Source organism: Streptomyces sp. bgisy100 (assembly GCF_057709105.1).
Genome location: NZ_JBYITE010000010.1, coordinates 116,973 through 134,164 on the forward strand (window position 1 = coordinate 116,973; position 17,192 = coordinate 134,164).

The following is a 17,192-nucleotide window of genomic DNA, read 5'->3' on the forward strand; positions in this document are numbered from 1 at the left end:
AGGTGTTCGACCGGAAGCCCTGGCCGCCGATGATGAACTTTCTCCTGGAGGAGGTGATCCTGCATCGTCCCATCGGCGGTCGCGAAGTGTTGCGCGAGCAGATCCGGCACCTGAAGGCCTGCGCCGAACTTCCCTTCCTGGGGCTGCAGATCATGCCCACGGCCCGCGAGAAGCACGCGGGCCTGGACGGCCCCATGGTGTTGCTGGAGACCCCCGACCACGATCAACTGGCCTATATCGAGGGGCAGCGCATCAGCTTCCTCGTGGATGATCCGGACGAGGTCAGTGCGTATCAACAGAAGTATGGAATGCTGCGGTCGCAGGCGCTCAGCCCGGAGGAGAGCCTGAATCTGCTGGCCGACCTGGCAGGAGGGTCATGAACAGCGCAACGAACACCCACCGCACCGACAATCCTCAGTGGATCAAGTCCAGCCACAGCGGCAGCGAAGGCGGTAACTGCGTCGAAGTCGCCATCGGCCGGCGAACCATCCGGGTACGCGACTCCAAGGACCCCCACGGCCCCGCACTCAGCCTCACCCCCGAAGCCTGGACCGACTTCATCCACTTCGCACGCCAACAGGTCTGATCTGAAGTTGCCAGCCGACCTGGCAGGAGCGTCATGAACAGCGCAACGAACACCCACCGCACCGACAATCCTCAGTGGATCAAGTCCAGCCACAGCGGCAGCGAAGGCGGCGACTGCGTCGAAGTCGCCATCGGCCGGCGAACCATCCGGGTACGCGACTCCAAGGACCCCCACGGCCCCGCACTCACCCTCACCCCCGAAGCCTGGACCGACTTCGTCCACTTCGCGAGCAGAGGAGTCTGACCCGGTTGACGGAGAGCCCTGCGCGGTCGGGGCCGGCTGAGGCATGAAGAGGGCCCAGGGCAGACACCACGCTCAGGCGCTGCTCTGCCTCGCCCGACGACGCGCCGATGCTCTCTTCGCGATCTCTGCCGGTTCGAAGCCCCGTGCGGCAGGCGCGACCCGACAGGGAATCCCTCCGGAGTCTCCCGTACCTCATCTCGTCGTGCTCGCCCTGTCGTCGGCGGCTTCGGGCACGGGGAGAGCCGTACGGAGTCGGCCGAGAAGCGCCTCGGCCGCCGGGCCGGCGGGGCCGTCCGTGCGCCAGACCAGGGCGATCCGGCCGCGGGGCTGCGGCCCGCTGATCGTCAGTACGCGCAGCCGCTCCCCGAGAAGCGACGCCGGGCCGACCGGAGGCGCCGGTACGACAGCCACGCCGAGGCCGCGGGCGGCCAGTTCGGTGAGCACATGCGGGGCGGCTGCCTCGAAGGCGATCCGCGGCTGGAATCCCGCCTCGACACAGACCCGTTCGAGCACGCCGCGCAGTCCGGTGCCGCGGGGCAGGCTGATCAACGGACGGTCACGGAGCTCGGTCAGCGGAACCTCCGCGCGGTTCCGGTCCGTGCCGAGCGGGTCGTCGGGAGCCACCACCGCGACCAGCGGTGTGTCGATCACCACCTGGCAGGAGAGGCCCGGCGGGGGCTCCTCGTCCACCAGCCCGGCCAGCGCGAGGTCGAGTTCGCCGCGGCGCAGTGCGGCGAGCATCCGTTCCGAGGTGTCCTCGGTGAGGGAGATCTCGACCTGGGGGTGGGCGTCGTGGAAATCGGCCACGACGGACACCATGTCGAACTCCTGGCCTGCCGGGCCGGAGACGAGTCCGACCGCGACCCGGCCGCGCAGCAGTCCGGTGAAGTCGTCCACGGTCTGCCGCACGCCCTCGATGGCGGCGAGCGCGGCCCGCGCGTACGGCAGTACGGCTTCGCCGGCCTCCGTGGTGGTCACCGAGCGGCCGGAGCGGTCCAGCAGCGGCTGTCCGAGCTCGCGTTCGAGCTGCCGGATCTGAGCGCTCACCCCCGGCTGTGCCACATGCAGGCGGGCGGCGGCGCGCGTGAAGTTGGCCTCCTCCACCACGGCGACGAGGTACTGCAGCTGCCGAAGTTCCATAAGCAGCGATTCTAGCGACGAGATCATCCAGATCTTGGACTTATGGCACGGCTCCCGGCACCGTGGAGTCATGGCGAAAATGACGCACCGCACCCTCCCCGACCTGCCCTCTTTCACCGGCTCCGCCTTCTTCCCCGGCGACGCCGGCTACGCCGAGGAGGTCTCCGGCTTCCAGGCCGCGTACACCCACCGTCCGGCGCTGGTGATTGCCGCCGCCGACGCGGAGGACGTCCGCACCGCCGTCGCCTACGCGGCGCGGCAGGGGATGCCCGTGGCCGTGCAGGCGACCGGGCACGGGCTGTCGGTGGCGGCCGAGGGCGGGATCCTGATCAGCACCCGGCGGATGACCACGGTGCGGATCGACGCCGAGCGCAGGACCGCCCATGTCGCCGCGGGCGTCCGGGCGGGCGCGTTGATCGAGGCGGCCGCCGCCCACGGGCTGGCCCCGCTGACCGGCTCCTCGCCGTCCGTCGGTGTCATCGGCTACACCCTGGGTGGCGGGGTCGGCCTGCTGGCCCGGCAGTTCGGTTACGCGGCCGACCATGTTCGGGCCGTGGAGATGGTCACCGCGGACGGGCGGCTGCGCCGCGTCGAGCCGGGTGACGCGCTGTTCGGCGCGGTGCTGGGCAGCGGCGGGAACCTCGGCGTCGTGACCGCCCTGGAGGTGGAGCTCGTTCCCGTCCGCACCGTGTACGGCGGGCGGCTGGTCTTCGACACACCACTCGTCGAGAAGGCGCTGGAGACCTGGCTGCGCTGGGCCGCCGAGGCGCCCGAGGAACTCACCTCCTCCGTCACCCTGCTCGGCTACCCGGACATCCCGCAGGTCCCCTCCTTGCTGCGGGGCCGGTACGTCGCCTCGGTCCGTATCGCCTACAACGGCCCGGCGGACGAGGGGGAACGGCTCGTCGCACCGCTGCGGGAGGCCGGCGAGCGCCTGGAGGACGACCTGCGGACCATGCCGTACACCGAGTCCGGCAGCATTCACAGCGACCCGGACGACCCGCACCCGTACGCCGCGACGAACGCGCTGCTCGGCGAGCTCACCCCGGAGGCGATGCGCGGGCTGCTCGCCACGGCCGGGCCGGACTCCCCCGTCCCGTGCGTCGTGGACATCCGTCACCTCGGCGGCGCGCTGCACAAGGAAGGGCCCACGAGGATCGCTGTCGACCACCGGGAGGCGGAGTTCCTGGTCCGCGTCATCTCCACGCACGGCCCCGTCGGCAGCGGTCCCGACGAGGTCCGCGACCGGCACGCCCTGGTGCGCGAGCGGCTCGCGCCGTGGACGCTCGGCCACAGCCTCAACTTCCTCTACGGCTACGGGGAGTACGCCGACGAGGCACAGACCCGAGCGGGCTACCGGGCCGCCACCTACGACCGCCTGGCCGCTCTCAAGGCGGTGCACGATCCGCAGAACCTGTTCCGCTTCAACCGCAACATCCGTCCCGCCACGGGCTCGGTGGACCCGGCCGGGGACCTGCCGTAGCGACGCGTGGCACCGCCTCGGTCCGCTCCCCGGACCGAGGCCGACCCCCGCCCAGCGGCCGCCCCTTCGCTCTTCCACCTCCCCTGCGTGCCCTCATGGAGGCAGCTTCGGGGCCTCCCCGCGCATTGCGGCAAGGGGATGCGGCGTACCCCCGTATCCTCGGGGAAGGCCAGTCGGGAACGAGAGGAGTCCGCTGTGCCCATCACCTTCCGCAAGAGCTTCCGCATATTTCCGGGCGTCCGGCTCAACATCAACCGCAAGTCCGTCTCCGTCACTCTCGGCAAGGAGGACGGTGTGCGCCGCACCTACTCGTCCACGGGGCGCCGGACGACGTCGATGGACCTCCCCGGCCCCTTCGGATACCGCAAGACCACGCGCCGCGGCTGAGCGTCCCGGTCCGCGAGGAGCCGGCCCCAGCCGAGGCGTGCCGGCCACCGGCCCTGCCCTGCCGATCCCCGCCCTGCCGGTCCCCCACCCGATCCTGACCGCCCGTCAGCCGTACAGCGATCCCGTCAGGGCGCCGACCGGGTCCTCGTCCGCCGGGCCCTCCGGCCACCAGTCCTCGCGTCCCCGGTCGGAGCGGTACGGGTACCAGCGGCCGTCGCGGCCGTATCGGAGCTGGACGAAGCCCCGGGGGTCGGTGAGCCGGTTGTGCCGGATCGTCATGCGCGGGAAGTCCGCGGCGGCGAGCGCGCTGCGGGCCCGGTCGAAGTCGCCGGCCGGCGGGTCCCAGGGGACGTCGAGGACGGCCAGGCCCTCCGCCCCGCCCTGGCGCCAGGCCGCGACGGCCCGGGAGAGCTCCTGGGCGGTGCGGCCGCTGCTCGCGGCCAGCTGGGCGAACCGGGCGGAGAAGCTCCGGCGTCCGGAGAGGTGAGGGTGGGTGGCGGCGAGCCGTACGGCGTCCTGCCAGGCCGAGCGGACCGCGAACGGGTCCGCCCCGTCGGCCAGATACGCCTGGGCGCGGGCCGCCGCGTCCACGGCCAGGAATTCGAGGGCCTCGGCCGACGGGGCACCGGCCGGTTCCGGAAAGGCCGGCGGGTACGCGGCGGCGGTGGGCGCCGCCAGGGGCGCGGGAAGCGGCGGACGAGCCCTGCCGGACAGGGCGACACGCGCCACCACCGCCGCGGTGGCGACCGGGGTTGCGGCGGCCTTCTCCCGGGCGGCGCGGGCCGCGTTGCGGCGGGTGAGGTCGTCGAGGAGTTCGCTCTCCTCCCGGCCGCGCAGCAACAGCAGGACGAACGGGTCGGTGTCCAGCAGCCGGGCCGTCTCGTAGCAGAGCGCCGCCGCGTGTTTGCAGGGCCGGCCGCCGTCCGGGCAGGAGCAGGACGGGTCCATGTCACCCGGACCGGGAAGCAGGTGGACGCCCGCCCGGTCCGCGGCGGCCACCAGCGCCCGCGGCATGTCCTTGTCCAGGAGCGCCGCGATGTGGGCGGGCTCCGCGGCGACGGCGTCGAGAAAGTCGTTCCACTCGGCGTCGGTGAGGACCTGGAGGCGGAGGGCGGTCCGGTACGGGCGGGGGCGGGTGCCGTGCACCGCGGCGGCGACGCGCCCCGGGGTGACGGTGATCGCGTCGACGAACCCGCGGCGTGCGTAGCCGCGGCCGCGGGAGAGCCGGGCCGGGTCGGGCGCGTTCTCCTCCAGGGCGCGCACCCAGGCGTGGCCCCACCAGGACCGCGGGAACTCCTCGGGGCCGCCGGTCCCCGGAGCGGCGGGGCGGCCGGGGCGGGTCATGACGGCCTCCGCAGCGAGACGAGGTCAGCGAGCTCCGCGTCGCTCAGTTCGGTCAGCGCGGCCTCGCCACCGCTCAGCACGGCGTCCGCCAGCGTCCTCTTGGCGTCCAGCAGTTGGGCGATCCGGTCCTCGACGGTGCCTTCGGCGATCAGCCGGTGCACCTGCACGGGCTGGGTCTGGCCGATGCGGTAGGCGCGGTCGGTGGCCTGCTCCTCGACGGCCGGATTCCACCAGCGGTCGTAATGGATCACGTGTCCCGCGCGGGTGAGGTTGAGCCCGGTGCCCGCGGCCTTCAGGGACAGCAGGAACACCGGGGCCTCGCCGGACTGGAAGCGGTCGACCATCGCTTCGCGCTGCTCCACGGGCGTGCCGCCGTGCAGCAGCTGGACCGGGACGCCGCGGCGGGTGAGATGCCGTTCGAGGAGCCGGGCCATCTCCACGTACTGGGTGAAGACCAGTGCCGCTCCGCCCTCGGCGAGGATGGTGTCCAGCAGCTCATCGAGGATCTCCAGCTTGCCGGAGCGGGCGGTGAGTCCGGGCGCGGCCTCCTTCAGATACTGCGCGGGGTGGTTGCAGATCTGCTTGAGCGCGGTGAGCAGCTTCATGACCAGCCCGCGGCGCGCGATGCCCTCGGCGGCCTCGATCCGGGCCAGGGTCTCGCGCACCACGGCCTCGTACAGCGCGGCCTGTTCCCGGCCGAGCCCGACGGGGTGGTCGGTCTCGGTCTTGGGCGGCAGTTCGGGCGCGATACCCGGATCCGACTTCTTGCGGCGCAGCACGAACGGCCGTACCAGCCGGGCCAGCCGCTCGGCCGCCTCCCGGTCCTCGCCGCCCTCGACGGCGCGGGCGTGCCGGGCACGGAAGGTCTTCAGCGGCCCGAGCAGCCCGGGGGTGGTCCAGTCGAGGAGCGCCCAGAGTTCGGAGAGGTTGTTCTCGACGGGGGTGCCGGTGAGGGCGATCCGCGCCGGAGCGGGGAGGGTGCGCAGCGCCTTCGCGGTCGAGGAGCGCGGGTTCTTCACGTGCTGGGCCTCGTCGGCGACGACCAGTCCCCAGCGCCACCCGGCGAGTTCGGCGGCGCTGCTGCGCATCGTGCCGTACGTGGTGAGGACGAAGCCGCCCGACAGGCCCTCCAGGGTGCGGCCGGTGCCGTGGAACCGGCGCACGGGAACGTCCGGCGCGAAGCGGGCGATCTCGCGCTGCCAGTTGCCGAGCAGCGAGGCCGGGCAGACCACCAGGGTCGGGGCGGGGTGGTCTCGGTGCAGATGGAGGGCGATGAGCGTGATCGTCTTGCCGAGGCCCATGTCGTCGGCGAGGCAGCCGCCGAGACCCGCCGAGGCCATCCGGTCGAGCCAGGCGAGGCCGCGGAGCTGGTAGTCGCGCAGCGTGGCGCGGAGCCCGGGGGGCTGTGCGGCGGGCCGCAGTTCACCAGTGAGGCGGGCGCGGAGGTCGGCCAGCGCGCCGACGGGTACGGCCTCGACGTTCTCTCCGTCCACCTCGGCGGTTCCGGTGAGCACGGTGCGCAGCGCGTCGACCGGATCGAGGAGCCCCAGGTCGCGCTTGCGTGCCTTGCGGACGAGGGCGGGGTCGACCAGCACCCACTGGTCGCGCAGCCGGACGACGGGGCGGTGCGCTTCGGCGAGCGCATCCATTTCGGCGTCGCTGATCGGCTCGCCGTCCAGCGTCAACTGCCAGCGGAATTGGAGGAGTTCTTCCGCTTCGAAGAAGCCGAAGCCGTCGGCGGCGGAGCCGGGAGCGGGGCGCACGACGGCGGTGGCGGTCAGCTCCCGGGCGAACTCCTTGGGCCAGTGGACGGCCACCCCCGCGGCGCCCAGCCGGTTCGCGGACTGGCCCAGCAGCTCGTACAGCTCCGACTCGGTCAGCGGCAGCACGTCCGGCGCGGGCCGGTCGAGCAGGCGGGCGAGCGGGGGCCAGACGCGGGCCGCGCGGCGCACGGCGAGCAGGGTGTCGATCCGGGCGCGCGGCCCGAAGCGGTCCGCGCCGTCCCAGAGCGCCACGGCGTCGGCGACCAGCGTCGGATCGGCCAGGCTGTGGACCTGGACGACGGCCGCCGCGACGCACCGCTCCTCGTTGCCTTGTTCTTCGCCGCCTTGCTCCCCGCCGTCTGCCGGGCCGGAGCCGCGCGCGGAGGAGTCCCCGATCGCGGAACCGTGACCGATCCCCGAGTCGAAGAGGTCGTACGGGGAGAGGTCCAGCCGCAGTGAGATCCGCACGCCGGCGTCCAGGCCCGCGGCCACCTCGGCGGCCCACTCCCGGGCCTGGGGCAGCCGCTGCGGCTCGTCCGCGGCGAACGGGGCTCCGGCGGAGTGGGGCACCGGGGCGGCTCCGGGGACCCTGCCGGCCCTGGTGGTCCTGCCGGCCCGGCGGCCCACGGTGGAACGGGTGGCGTGCAGCCGCCCCGCGCCACGGGCCGCAGGAGAGCGCCCGTTGTGGCCCCCGGGCTGCATGTCGGCCACCGCATGGGGAGCGGCAGGTGTCCGCGGCAGCACATCGGCGACAGCGTCGAGGAAGGCCCGCAGCAGTGCCTCCGGGTCGGGCAGCTGCAAGGGTTTCCGTCCCGCGAGCGGCACCGCGTGAGCCTCCGCGGGCATGGCGGCGGCGATGGCCCGCAGATGGGCGACGTCCTCGGGATCCAGCGGCCCGGCCCGCCAGGCATCGATGTCGTCCGGGGTCAGCCCGGGGAGCAGCTTGCCGCGTGCGACGAGGTGCAGGGCGTGCAGGGCCGCCGCTCCCCAACAGGCCGCAGCGGGATGGGCGGCGGGGTCGCGGCGCACCCGGGCCAGCAGAGGAACGGCGTCGGCGAGCGGAAGGTGCACGGCGGGGACGGTCCGGCTGCGGACCCCCTTCCCGTGCCGCCGTACGACGGTCAGGTCCTGCGGGGCGGGGCGGAAGTCGGTGCCGGAGCCGAACCCGGAGCCGAACCCGGAGCCGGAGCCGGAGCCGGAGCCGGAGCCGGAAGGGAACGTCTCGGGGGCCGCACTGTCACCGACCTGCGGACCGTCACGGCTCGGGACACCACCAGGGAACGGGAACGGACCAGGGCGCTGGTCCAGACCAGGACCATGGGGCGGCCCAGGGGCATGGGACGGCGCGGCACTCCGCGACTGGGCACCGGGGAGAGGGCCGCCGTCGGGCCGCCAGAAGGCGACCCGTCCATGGCGGGGTGGATCAGCCGGCAGAAAAACAGCCGCGCAGTCCGCGAAGGCACCGGCCTCGGGGTGCTGCTCCCGCGTCACCGTCTGCCACCCCTCGCGCCGTACTGCTGTACCGGTACCCGTTCCCGCCCGCCGGACCTGCGGACCGCGTGCGAGTCTACGGCCGACAGGGCACGACAACCCAGCGTGAGTCAACGCTCACAGCCGTCCACTGGTTATCGGTCGCCAACCGCGTCACCGCGGACGACGCGATCGCCGTGACGACGCTCAACGTCAGCACGTTGTCCCGAACAGCGCCGCCCCCGGGAGCTCGCCGCGCGCCGTCGCACCGTGCCCGCGTTCCCGGCTGAGCTGTGGCCGCGACGCTTCCGGCCACCTGCACAGTGGTGACATGGCGAGAGTCGGCCCACCCGCACCTGCCCCTGGCAGCGTCCCGAGGCCGCGCCCACAGCCTCAGCCCCGCCACGACCCCTGGCCCACAGCTCCCTACCGAGGGATGCTGGAGGTGGAGATGGTGGCACATGCGTACCGGGAGCGAGCCGACGGAGGCGCGGAGTCCGCTGCGGATGCGGCTCGGGCTGACCGTGTGGGGGTTGCTGTGGGCCATTGCGGGCACGGTGATCTTCGCCGAGCTCGGTCGGACCGGGTGGGCCGTCGCCTGCGGTGTTCTCATGCTGATCGCGACGGCCGATCTGCTGGTCATCGCGCATCACCTGCATCAGGGGCCCCACTGGCAACCGGGCCGGGACGTTCCGCCGTACCGGCCGGTTCGGCGCCACTGACGGAGCCCAGCCGCAGTGCGGGACCAGGGGCAGGCACACATCCGAGTACGGCTGCGGCGAAGGGCGCCGAACGGCGTGACCCGACGACCGGACCGGACGGCCCGACCGGGGCCACCGCGCAGGGGAGCCCGAAGGGGCACACGGCAGGAACAGGGAAACGGGCCCGGGGGTTTGGCCATCCCCCGGGCCCTGGTGTGCCGCCCATGTGTGCACGCCGGACCCGTCGGCGCGGGTCAGTCTGACGTCGTCGTGTTCTTCCTTTGAACTACCGCCCCAGGACAGCGGGGCGGGCCGGAGTCGAACCGGCATCCGACGACCGGGCCCGCGCCCGGTCGATCCGGCGATCGGCGGCGAATGCTGAGTCTGGAGCGAGAGTCTGAGACTGAACGCGTGTCACGGGCGGAAGACCTGACCGGAGACCGAGGGTTGAGCTCGGCGCGCTCCGGACTTCAGGCAGTCCCCTCTCGTGACCGAATGCTCGGAGAGGTGGTCAATACCTCCCAATGCAGCCGCGTGTATCACGACGAGCTTCCTCTTCAGCTTTGCGCTCCTCGCGCACCCCGCCCGCTCTCAACAGCGGCCGGGGAGATCATGACGCTACCCGAAGAGGTAGCCGAAGACCACGTCGCCGGCGTGCTGGTCGGAGACCTCGGCGCCGTTGGCCTCCTCACGGGCGAACTTCACCGCCTGCTGCAGCCGTTCGACGCGGTCGAGGATTTCGTTGACCCTGCGGGCCGGGAGGGCACCGGAGAACTTGACGGTCGTCCAGTAGCCGACCGGAATGTCCTCGTAGTAGACCTCGACCTGCGCCGGGTGCTTCTCCGTCGCCTCCGCCTTCACGTGGTTGCGCGGCACCTTCTTCGTCCGGACGGTGCGCACCGGATCGGTCTTCCAGGCGTCCGTCGACGGGTCGAGGGACCAGGACTCCGACGCGTCCAGCGTGGGCATCCTGCGGACGAACGCGTTGATGTCCGTCAGCTGCTTCTCCAGGAACAGCAGGTACGAGACGGGTACGTCGCGCAGCAGCGTCCGGCCCTCGACGGTGATGTCCGCGCGGGCTTCGCAGTTCGCCCAGTCCTTGGTGGCGGTGACATCGAACAGCCGGGTGAGCGTGGCCGCGGTGTCCCGCAGGACGTCCTCCGCCTTCACCTGCACACGGGTGGACTCGGGCGGGAGCTGCTCGCCCTCCTCGTCCTTCGGCTGGTACGTGCGGGAGATCCCGGCCAGCAGCGCCGGCTTCTCCAGTCCCCGCTGCGTACCCGAAAGGTCCTGCTGCGCCTTGGACTTGACGCCCTTCTCGACTGCGATGATCTGATTGAGTTTCGCCACGCGCCGCACGCTAGCAGCCTGTACGAACGATGATCGACCGGATTTCCGACGCCGTCGGCCGACCGGGCTCCGTCACCCCCCGTGAGCGCCCGTGCGGTGCCGGAGCGCAGGCGGTGCCGGAGCCCGCCGGCGAAACTGTCAGGCGGCGTCGCCCGGGCCGGTGTCGCCGAAGCGAGCCGCCTCCACGAAGTCCGGGCGCGGATCCAGCGCCGCGGCCAGCCGGAGGTGACGGGTGGCCTCCTCCGGACGGTTGGCCCGCTGGAGCGTGCGCCCGAGGGCGAAGTGTGCGAACGCGTTGTCCGGCTCACGCTCCAGGACGAGCTGGAACTCCAGCTCGGCCGAACGGAGTTGCGCCGCGTGGAAGAAGGCCCGTGCCCGCAGCAGCCGGGCCGCGGTGTTCTCCGGATGAGCCGAGATCACCGGGTCCAGGAGCTTCACCGCGCCCTGCGGGTCGTGGGCGGCGAGCAGATGCTCCGCGGCGCGGTAGTCGATGACGTGTGTCTCGGGGGTGCGCTCGGGCACGGTCCCTCCTGTCCCAGCTGCGAAACGGACGCCTGTCGATCCGGCACAACAACACTGCCCCCTCGACCATTCCCTGAGGGAAACAGCGCGGGAACAGACGCCACCCCGCACCAGCCCTCGGAGCCCCCGCAGGCGGACACCCCGGCACCGCACGCTCCCGCCGCATCGGCCCGACGCCCTCCGCCCCGACGCCCTCCACTCCGGCGCCTTCGCTCCGGCGCCTCCACTGCGGCAATCGGGCCCCGCGACACCCGGCGGTCCTACTCGGCAGCCCCGGCCGCACGCCGCCGCAGCTCGTCCCAGACCTTCCCGACCTGCTTCTCCAGGGCTTCCAGCGGCCCGTCGTTGTCGATCACCAGGTCGGCGACGGCGAGGCGCTGCTCCCGCGTCGCCTGGGCGGCCATCCGGGACCGGGCCTCCTGCTCCGCCATCCCGCGCAGCCGCACCAGCCGCTCGACCCGGGTCCGCTCGGTCGCGTCCACGACGACCACCAGGTCGTACAGCGGTGCCAGACCGTTCTCGGCCAGCAGCGGCACATCGTGGACGACGATCGCCCCCGGTCCCGCCGACGCTTCCAGCTCCGCCGACCGGGCACCGACCAAGGGGTGGACGATGGCGTTCAGCGCACGCAGCCGATCGGGGTCGCTGAACACGACGGCGCCGAGCCCGGGGCGGTCCAGCGTGCCGTCCTCGGTCAGGATCCCGGGGCCGAACTCGGCGACCACCGCGTCCAGTCCCGGCGTTCCGGGCTCCACGACCTCCCGCGCGATCCTGTCCGCGTCCACGATCACCGCGCCGTAGGAGGCGAGCAGCCGTGACACCTCGCTCTTGCCGGATCCGATTCCGCCCGTCAGGCCCACCTTCAGCATGAGCTCAGGGTAGAAGACCGGAAGCGGCGGGGATCAGCCGCCGTCGCCCTCACGCTCGGCGAGGAAACGTTCGAACTCGCGGCCCAGTTCGTCCGCCGACGGCAGCTGGGCCGGCTCGGCGACCAGGTTGCCGCGGGTCCGGGCGCCGGCCATGGCGTCGTACTGGTTCTCCAGCCCCTGCACCAGGGAGATCAGCTCATCGTCGCCCTGCCCGATCTGCCGCTCGATCTCCACCTGGGTACGGTGCGCCTCGGTACGCAGGGCACGCGCCACGCCCGGCAGCACGAGCCCGGTGGCCGCGGTGATCGCCTCCAGCGCGGTCAGCGCCGCGTCCGGGTAGGGCGAGCGGGCGATGTAGTGCGGCACATGGGCGGCGACACCCAGCACGTCGTGGCCCGCCTCCGCCAGCCGGAACTCCACCAGCGACTCCGCGCTGCCGGGCACCTGCGCCTCGTCGAAGACGCTGCCGTGGCCGGGCATCAGGTCGACCCGGTTGCCGTGCGGGGTGATGCCGACCGGGCGGGTGTGCGGGACCCCCATGGGAATGCCGTGGAAGTTCACCGAGAGTCGCACGGAGAGCCGCTCCACGATCTGGCGTACGGCGGCGGCGAAACGTTCCCACTCCACATCCGGCTCCGGGCCGGAGAGCAGCAGGAACGGGGCTCCGGTGGCGTCCTGGACGAGGTGGAGCTCGAGCCGGGGCGCGTCGTACGCCGTCCAGCGGTCCCGCCGGAAGGTGAGCAGCGGACGCCGGGCGCGGTAGTCGATGAGCCGGTCGGTGTCGAAGCGGGCCACCGTCTGCCGCGGCAGTCCGTCGAGCAGCTGCTCCACGATCTGCTCACCGGTCTCACCTGCGTCGATGTACCCGTCGAAGTGGTAGAGCATGACCAGCCCCGCCGAGTCCTGGGCCATGGCCATCTCGGCCACCGCGAGCCCCTTGGGCTCCCATGCGTACAGATCCTGCGGATCAAGCACCGTAACCGCGCCTCCCTTGCGTTCACCTTCGCCAACACGCCCCCGGGCATGGGCATTCCCCCCGGGCCGGGTGATCCGGTGGGGCACGGTGCGTTCCGTGGACGGAACCGACGATCCGAGCACGCGAAGGGCTCGGGCCGACGGGATCCCGATGACAGCGGTCAGAGCCGGATGACGACGAGTGCGGTGTCGTCGGGCACGCCGTCCGTGGCGCCGAGCTCGCCGAGCAGCGCGTCGGCCAGCGGCTCCGGACCGAGCCCCCGGTGCCGGCTCAGGCTGTCGGCCAGCCGCCGGACACCGGAGTCGATGTCCTCGCCCCGGCGTTCGACGAGTCCGTCGGTGTAGAGCACGAGAGCGGAACCCGCTTCGAAGGCGGCCTCGGCCTGCGGCCGGGGAACGGTCTCGGGCCGCACCGCCAGCGGCGGGTCGGTCGCGGCGTCCAGGGCCTCGACGCTGCCGTCGGCGTGCAGCAGCAGCGGTGGCGGATGGCCCGCCGAGCTGTAGGTGACGCGGTGCGCGACGAGGTCGACGACGGCCTGCACCACGGTCGTGGACAGGGCCCGGTCGATGGAGCGGGCGTACACATCGAGAATGTCCAGCGCCCGAGCCGGGCCGTCGACCGCGCGGACGGCGGCCCCCAGGGCGCTGCGCAGCTGGCCCATGACCCCGGCGGCCCCCAGTCCCTGCCCGACGACGTCCCCGACCGTCACGCCGAACCGGTCCTCGTCCAGGTCGATCAGGTCGTACCAGTCGCCGCAGACGTTCAGCAGTCCGCCCGCCGGCCGGTAGCGGACGGCGGCCGGCCGGCGCGGCACGGACGGGATGACCGGCAGCATGGCCTGCTGCAACGCCAGTGCGACCTCGCGCTCCCGGGCATGCTCCTGCCGGAGGCGCTCATTGAGCTCCTGAAGATCGCGGGCACGGGCGTACAGCTCGGTCTCCATGGCCTCCTTGCGCGCCTGCGGGTCGTCGCCGAGGCCGTGCTCCCAGCCGCTCCGCTCCCGCCCTCGGACGAAATCCGTCACGTCCTCGGCCCGGTGGATCACCAGGACCACCGAGCCGTCCGGCCCCCTGACCGGGGTGTTGGCCTGGCTCCAGTACCGCTCCTCGAACTGTCCCTCGCGGCCTGGCACCGGGATGTCGTACTTCTGCAGCGCCATGCTGTCGCGCTCTCCGCCGGTCAGCGCCCGGCGCAGGGAGGCCTCCAGATTGCGGACGGGGTGGCTGTCCGGGTCGGAGGGGTTGTCCGGGAACGCATCGAAGACGTACCGCCCGATCAGCTCCTCCCGCTCGCGACCGGTCGCGGCCAGATAGGCCTGGTTGACGGCAACGATCACCAGGTCGGGATTCAGCACCAGATACGGGCTGGGGGTGGCCGCGAACAGGGCGGCGTAGTCGATGTCCTCGTCCGTCGTGTGCTCCTTGTGCGCGCCCCCCTGTTACGGCCAATGTACGGCGTCACCGGCGCCCCGGCCTGTGCACGAGCTGCCGGGCACCGGAGCCGGGAGCGCACGGCCGGCCGCGAAGCCCTCCCCCGCCGCGGGCACGCGATCGGTACATGCGACGGGAACGCGGTGAGGCCCGCTCCCCGAAGGGAGCGGGCCTCACCGTTCAGCCGTTGCGGTCGGCTACCGGAACCGGAGCGTCAGCTCTGGCCGCCGGCCAGCTTCTCGCGGAGCGCGGCCAGGGCCTCGTCCGACGCCAGGGCGCCGGAGTTGTCCGCCGACTCCGAGGAGTACGAGCCGCTGCCGCCGGCGTTGCCGCCACCGGTGCCACCGGCCGGAGCGGCAGCGCCCTCGGCCGCGGCCTGCTCGTCGGCCTCGCGGGACTTGATGACCTGCGCCTGGTGCTGCTCGAAGCGGACCTGCGCCTCGGCGTACTGGCGCTCCCACTCCTCGCGCTGCTTCTCGAAGCCCTCGAGCCAGTCGTTGGTCTCCGGGTCGAAGCCCTCGGGGTAGATGTAGTTGCCCTGGTCGTCGTAGGACGCGGCCATGCCGTACAGGGTCGGGTCGAACTCGACCGCGGACGGGTCGGCACCGAAGGACTCGTTGGCCTGCTTCAGCGAGAGGCTGATGCGGCGGCGCTCGAGGTCGATGTCGATGACCTTGACGAAGATCTCGTCGTTGACCTGGACGACCTGCTCCGGGATCTCCACGTGGCGCTCGGCCAGCTCGGAGATGTGGACCAGGCCCTCGATGCCCTCGTCGACGCGGACGAACGCACCGAACGGAACGAGCTTGGTGACCTTACCCGGGACGACCTGACCGATCTGGTGGGTCCGGGCGAACTGCTGCCACGGGTCTTCCTGGGTCGCCTTGAGCGACAGGGACACGCGCTCGCGGTCCATGTCGACGTCCAGGACCTCGACCGTGACCTCCTGGCCGACCTCGACGACCTCGGAGGGGTGGTCGATGTGCTTCCAGGACAGCTCGGAGACGTGCACCAGGCCGTCCACGCCACCCAGGTCCACGAAGGCACCGAAGTTGACGATGGAGGAGACGACGCCGGAGCGCACCTGGCCCTTCTGGAGGGTGGTGAGGAAGGTCTGGCGGACCTCGCTCTGGGTCTGCTCCAGCCAGGCACGGCGGGACAGGACCACGTTGTTGCGGTTCTTGTCCAGCTCGATGATCTTGGCCTCGAGCTCCTTGCCCACGTAGGGCTGGAGGTCGCGGACACGGCGCATCTCGACCAGGGAGGCCGGGAGGAAGCCGCGGAGGCCGATGTCGAGGATGAGACCACCCTTGACGACCTCGATGACGGTACCGGTGACGATCCCGTCCTCTTCCTTGATCTTCTCGATCGTGCCCCAGGCCCGCTCGTACTGAGCGCGCTTCTTGGACAGGATGAGACGGCCTTCCTTGTCCTCCTTCTGGAGAACCAGGGCCTCGATCTCATCGCCGACGGCGACGACCTCGTTGGGGTCGACGTCGTGCTTGATCGAAAGCTCGCGGGAGGGGATCACACCCTCGGTCTTGTAACCGATGTCGAGCAGGACCTCGTCCCGGTCGACCTTCACGATGACGCCGTCGACGATGTCGCCGTCGTTGAAGTACTTGATCGTCTCGTCGATCGCGGCGAGGAAGGCTTCCTCGTTACCGATGTCGTTGACCGCTACCTGCGGGGTGGTGGCGGTGGTCTCGGTGCTGCTCGTCATGTGGGAAAGGGCTCCGGTACGGACATTGAGTCGTAGGCACTGCTACGCCGGGGACCCTTATCGCAACCGCCGAAGCCGGACAGCCAGAGAGACGCAATCCCTTCCGGAGAAAGGAGCCCTTCCGAAGAAAGGGCGGACGCCTCGACAACCGAGGGGACATACAACAGATGCGAGCGCAGCCTGCTCCGTCTGAGGTGCGCAGGCCCGCAGCGCAACTTGTAGCATACGGGGGCAGCCGGACACGGTCAATGCGCGAAGGCACACACCACGGGGCGGAATGCCCCATTCCCGGCACAACTTGCGTTCTGTGAGGCCGTGGCCTCACTGCACATGCAGCTACAAGGTTCGAGCGAAGACTACGACGACGGGCCCCATGAACCAAGAGGAAGAAGCGGTGGCGACCCGGCGCGACGCCGGGAACACGGAGAGCAGCCGGGCGAACCGGGGCTGGTGGGACCGCAACGCGGACGAGTACCAGCTCGAACACGGCGGCTTCCTGGGAGACGAGCGCTTCGTCTGGGGCCCGGAGGGGCTCGACGAGGAGGACGCGGGGCTCCTGGGCCCCGCCGAGGAGCTGAAGGGCCGTGACGTCCTGGAGATCGGGGCCGGCGCGGCACAGTGCTCGCGCTGGCTGGCGGCGCAGGGCGCCAGGCCGGTGGCCCTCGACCTCTCCCACCGGCAGCTGCAGCACGCGCTGCGGATCGGCGGCGGCGTGCCGCTGGTCCAGGCGGACGCGATGGCGCTGCCCTTCGCGGACGGCTCGTTCGACCTGGCCTGCTCCGCCTACGGGGCGATCCCGTTCGTCGCCGACCCGGTGCGCGCGATGCGCGAGGTGCGGCGGGTGCTGCGGCCGGGCGGGCGCTGGGTCTTCGCGGTGACCCATCCGATCCGCTGGGCGTTCCCCGACGAGCCGGGGCCCGAGGGGCTGTCCATCGCCTCCTCCTACTTCGACCGCACGCCCTATGTCGAACAGGACGAGTCCGGGAACGCCGTCTACGTGGAGCACCACCGGACGATCGGCGACCGGGTGCGGGACGTGGTGGCGGCGGGGTTCCGGCTGACCGACCTGGTGGAGCCGGAGTGGCCGGACTGGAACCAGCAGGAGTGGGGCGGCTGGTCCCCGCTGCGCGGGCATCTGATCCCGGGCACGGCGATCTTCGTCTGCGAACGGGACTGAGCCGGTCGACGGGACGGGGCGCCGGGCC

General features: G+C 72.1%; 16 protein-coding genes. 7 read left to right on the forward strand and 9 right to left on the reverse strand.

The genetic code is table 11. The annotated features are described in order from the left end of the window. Nucleotides 1-2: 2 nt before the first annotated feature. From AC3EQ1_RS09730 to AC3EQ1_RS09740, 3 genes are read left to right on the forward strand one after another with little or no spacing between them, the layout of a single operon-like run. The gene (locus AC3EQ1_RS09730) at nucleotides 3-380 is read left to right on the forward strand and encodes a DUF5753 domain-containing protein (RefSeq protein ID WP_432093902.1); all 378 of its coding nucleotides are present in this window, start codon (nucleotides 3-5) and stop codon (nucleotides 378-380) included. Next, the gene (locus AC3EQ1_RS09735) at nucleotides 377-586 is read left to right on the forward strand and encodes a DUF397 domain-containing protein (protein ID WP_432093903.1); all 210 of its coding nucleotides are present in this window, start codon (nucleotides 377-379) and stop codon (nucleotides 584-586) included. The genes AC3EQ1_RS09730 and AC3EQ1_RS09735 overlap by 4 nt, the downstream gene beginning before the upstream one ends. Nucleotides 587-619: 33 nt before the next feature. Then, nucleotides 620-829 carry a DUF397 domain-containing protein gene (locus tag AC3EQ1_RS09740; RefSeq protein WP_432093904.1) on the forward strand — a complete coding sequence of 70 codons (210 nt, stop codon included), beginning with the start codon at nucleotides 620-622 and terminating at the stop codon, nucleotides 827-829. A gap of 192 nt (nucleotides 830-1,021) precedes the next feature. Here the strand turns inward: AC3EQ1_RS09740 and AC3EQ1_RS09745 are convergent, their stop codons facing one another. Next, nucleotides 1,022-1,969: a LysR family transcriptional regulator gene (locus tag AC3EQ1_RS09745; RefSeq protein WP_432093905.1), complete on the reverse strand. Its 948-nt coding sequence runs from the start codon at nucleotides 1,967-1,969 to the stop codon at nucleotides 1,022-1,024. Between the two features lie 70 nt (nucleotides 1,970-2,039). On the opposite strand from AC3EQ1_RS09745, the gene AC3EQ1_RS09750 reads away from it, so the two are divergent. Continuing rightward, entirely contained in the window at nucleotides 2,040-3,452 is a 1,413-nt protein-coding gene (locus tag AC3EQ1_RS09750; protein WP_432093906.1) for an FAD-binding oxidoreductase, read from the forward strand. Between the two features lie 195 nt (nucleotides 3,453-3,647). Then, nucleotides 3,648-3,839 (forward strand): DUF4236 domain-containing protein, encoded by a 192-nt coding sequence (locus AC3EQ1_RS09755; RefSeq protein WP_432093907.1) that lies wholly within the window; start codon nucleotides 3,648-3,650, stop codon nucleotides 3,837-3,839. A gap of 105 nt (nucleotides 3,840-3,944) precedes the next feature. Here AC3EQ1_RS09755 and AC3EQ1_RS09760 read toward each other — a convergent pair whose 3' ends face one another. Then, nucleotides 3,945-5,183: an SWIM zinc finger family protein gene (locus AC3EQ1_RS09760; RefSeq protein WP_432093908.1), complete on the reverse strand. Its 1,239-nt coding sequence runs from the start codon at nucleotides 5,181-5,183 to the stop codon at nucleotides 3,945-3,947. Continuing rightward, nucleotides 5,180-8,017: a DEAD/DEAH box helicase gene (locus AC3EQ1_RS09765; protein WP_432093909.1), complete on the reverse strand. Its 2,838-nt coding sequence runs from the start codon at nucleotides 8,015-8,017 to the stop codon at nucleotides 5,180-5,182. The genes AC3EQ1_RS09760 and AC3EQ1_RS09765 overlap by 4 nt, the downstream gene beginning before the upstream one ends. An 860-nt stretch (nucleotides 8,018-8,877) precedes the next feature. Here AC3EQ1_RS09765 and AC3EQ1_RS09770 point away from each other — a divergent pair. Then, the gene (locus AC3EQ1_RS09770) at nucleotides 8,878-9,138 is read left to right on the forward strand and encodes a DUF6343 family protein (protein WP_351507188.1); all 261 of its coding nucleotides are present in this window, start codon (nucleotides 8,878-8,880) and stop codon (nucleotides 9,136-9,138) included. A 597-nt stretch (nucleotides 9,139-9,735) separates the two neighbouring features. Here AC3EQ1_RS09770 and AC3EQ1_RS09775 read toward each other — a convergent pair. The 6 genes from AC3EQ1_RS09775 to rpsA form a co-directional block, all read right to left on the reverse strand. Then, nucleotides 9,736-10,467 (reverse strand): DUF7873 family protein, encoded by a 732-nt coding sequence (locus AC3EQ1_RS09775; RefSeq protein WP_432093910.1) that lies wholly within the window; start codon nucleotides 10,465-10,467, stop codon nucleotides 9,736-9,738. A gap of 138 nt (nucleotides 10,468-10,605) precedes the next feature. Continuing rightward, nucleotides 10,606-10,989, reverse strand: coding sequence for a tetratricopeptide repeat protein (locus AC3EQ1_RS09780; protein ID WP_432093911.1), 384 nt, complete (start codon nucleotides 10,987-10,989; stop codon nucleotides 10,606-10,608). A 260-nt stretch (nucleotides 10,990-11,249) separates the two neighbouring features. Continuing rightward, nucleotides 11,250-11,858 (reverse strand): dephospho-CoA kinase, encoded by a 609-nt coding sequence (gene coaE / locus AC3EQ1_RS09785; protein ID WP_432093912.1) that lies wholly within the window; start codon nucleotides 11,856-11,858, stop codon nucleotides 11,250-11,252. A 33-nt stretch (nucleotides 11,859-11,891) separates the two neighbouring features. Then, nucleotides 11,892-12,833 (reverse strand): PAC2 family protein, encoded by a 942-nt coding sequence (locus AC3EQ1_RS09790; protein WP_351507180.1) that lies wholly within the window; start codon nucleotides 12,831-12,833, stop codon nucleotides 11,892-11,894. Nucleotides 12,834-12,994: 161 nt separating this feature from the next. Then, nucleotides 12,995-14,233, reverse strand: coding sequence for a PP2C family protein-serine/threonine phosphatase (locus AC3EQ1_RS09795; RefSeq protein ID WP_432093956.1), 1,239 nt, complete (start codon nucleotides 14,231-14,233; stop codon nucleotides 12,995-12,997). 245 nt (nucleotides 14,234-14,478) lie between these two features. Beyond that, nucleotides 14,479-15,987: a 30S ribosomal protein S1 gene (gene rpsA, locus AC3EQ1_RS09800; protein ID WP_388855924.1), complete on the reverse strand. Its 1,509-nt coding sequence runs from the start codon at nucleotides 15,985-15,987 to the stop codon at nucleotides 14,479-14,481. Between the two features lie 373 nt (nucleotides 15,988-16,360). Between rpsA and AC3EQ1_RS09805 the strand changes: the two genes are divergently transcribed. After that, complete coding sequence (locus AC3EQ1_RS09805; protein ID WP_432093913.1) at nucleotides 16,361-17,164, forward strand: class I SAM-dependent methyltransferase; 804 nt, start codon at nucleotides 16,361-16,363, stop codon at nucleotides 17,162-17,164. The last annotated feature ends 28 nt before the right edge of the window (nucleotides 17,165-17,192 follow it).

Coding starts and splice junctions, on each gene's coding strand:
- AC3EQ1_RS09770 (WP_351507188.1), top strand. CDS start 8,878: ATGCGTACCGGGAGCGAGCCGACGGAGGCGCGGAGTCCGCTGCGGATG.
- AC3EQ1_RS09750 (WP_432093906.1), top strand. CDS start 2,040: ATGGCGAAAATGACGCACCGCACCCTCCCCGACCTGCCCTCTTTCACC.
- coaE (WP_432093912.1), bottom strand. CDS start 11,858: ATGCTGAAGGTGGGCCTGACGGGCGGAATCGGATCCGGCAAGAGCGAG.
- AC3EQ1_RS09740 (WP_432093904.1), top strand. CDS start 620: ATGAACAGCGCAACGAACACCCACCGCACCGACAATCCTCAGTGGATC.
- AC3EQ1_RS09805 (WP_432093913.1), top strand. CDS start 16,361: ATGAACCAAGAGGAAGAAGCGGTGGCGACCCGGCGCGACGCCGGGAAC.
- AC3EQ1_RS09760 (WP_432093908.1), bottom strand. CDS start 5,183: ATGACCCGCCCCGGCCGCCCCGCCGCTCCGGGGACCGGCGGCCCCGAG.
- AC3EQ1_RS09735 (WP_432093903.1), top strand. CDS start 377: ATGAACAGCGCAACGAACACCCACCGCACCGACAATCCTCAGTGGATC.
- AC3EQ1_RS09745 (WP_432093905.1), bottom strand. CDS start 1,969: ATGGAACTTCGGCAGCTGCAGTACCTCGTCGCCGTGGTGGAGGAGGCC.
- rpsA (WP_388855924.1), bottom strand. CDS start 15,987: ATGACGAGCAGCACCGAGACCACCGCCACCACCCCGCAGGTAGCGGTC.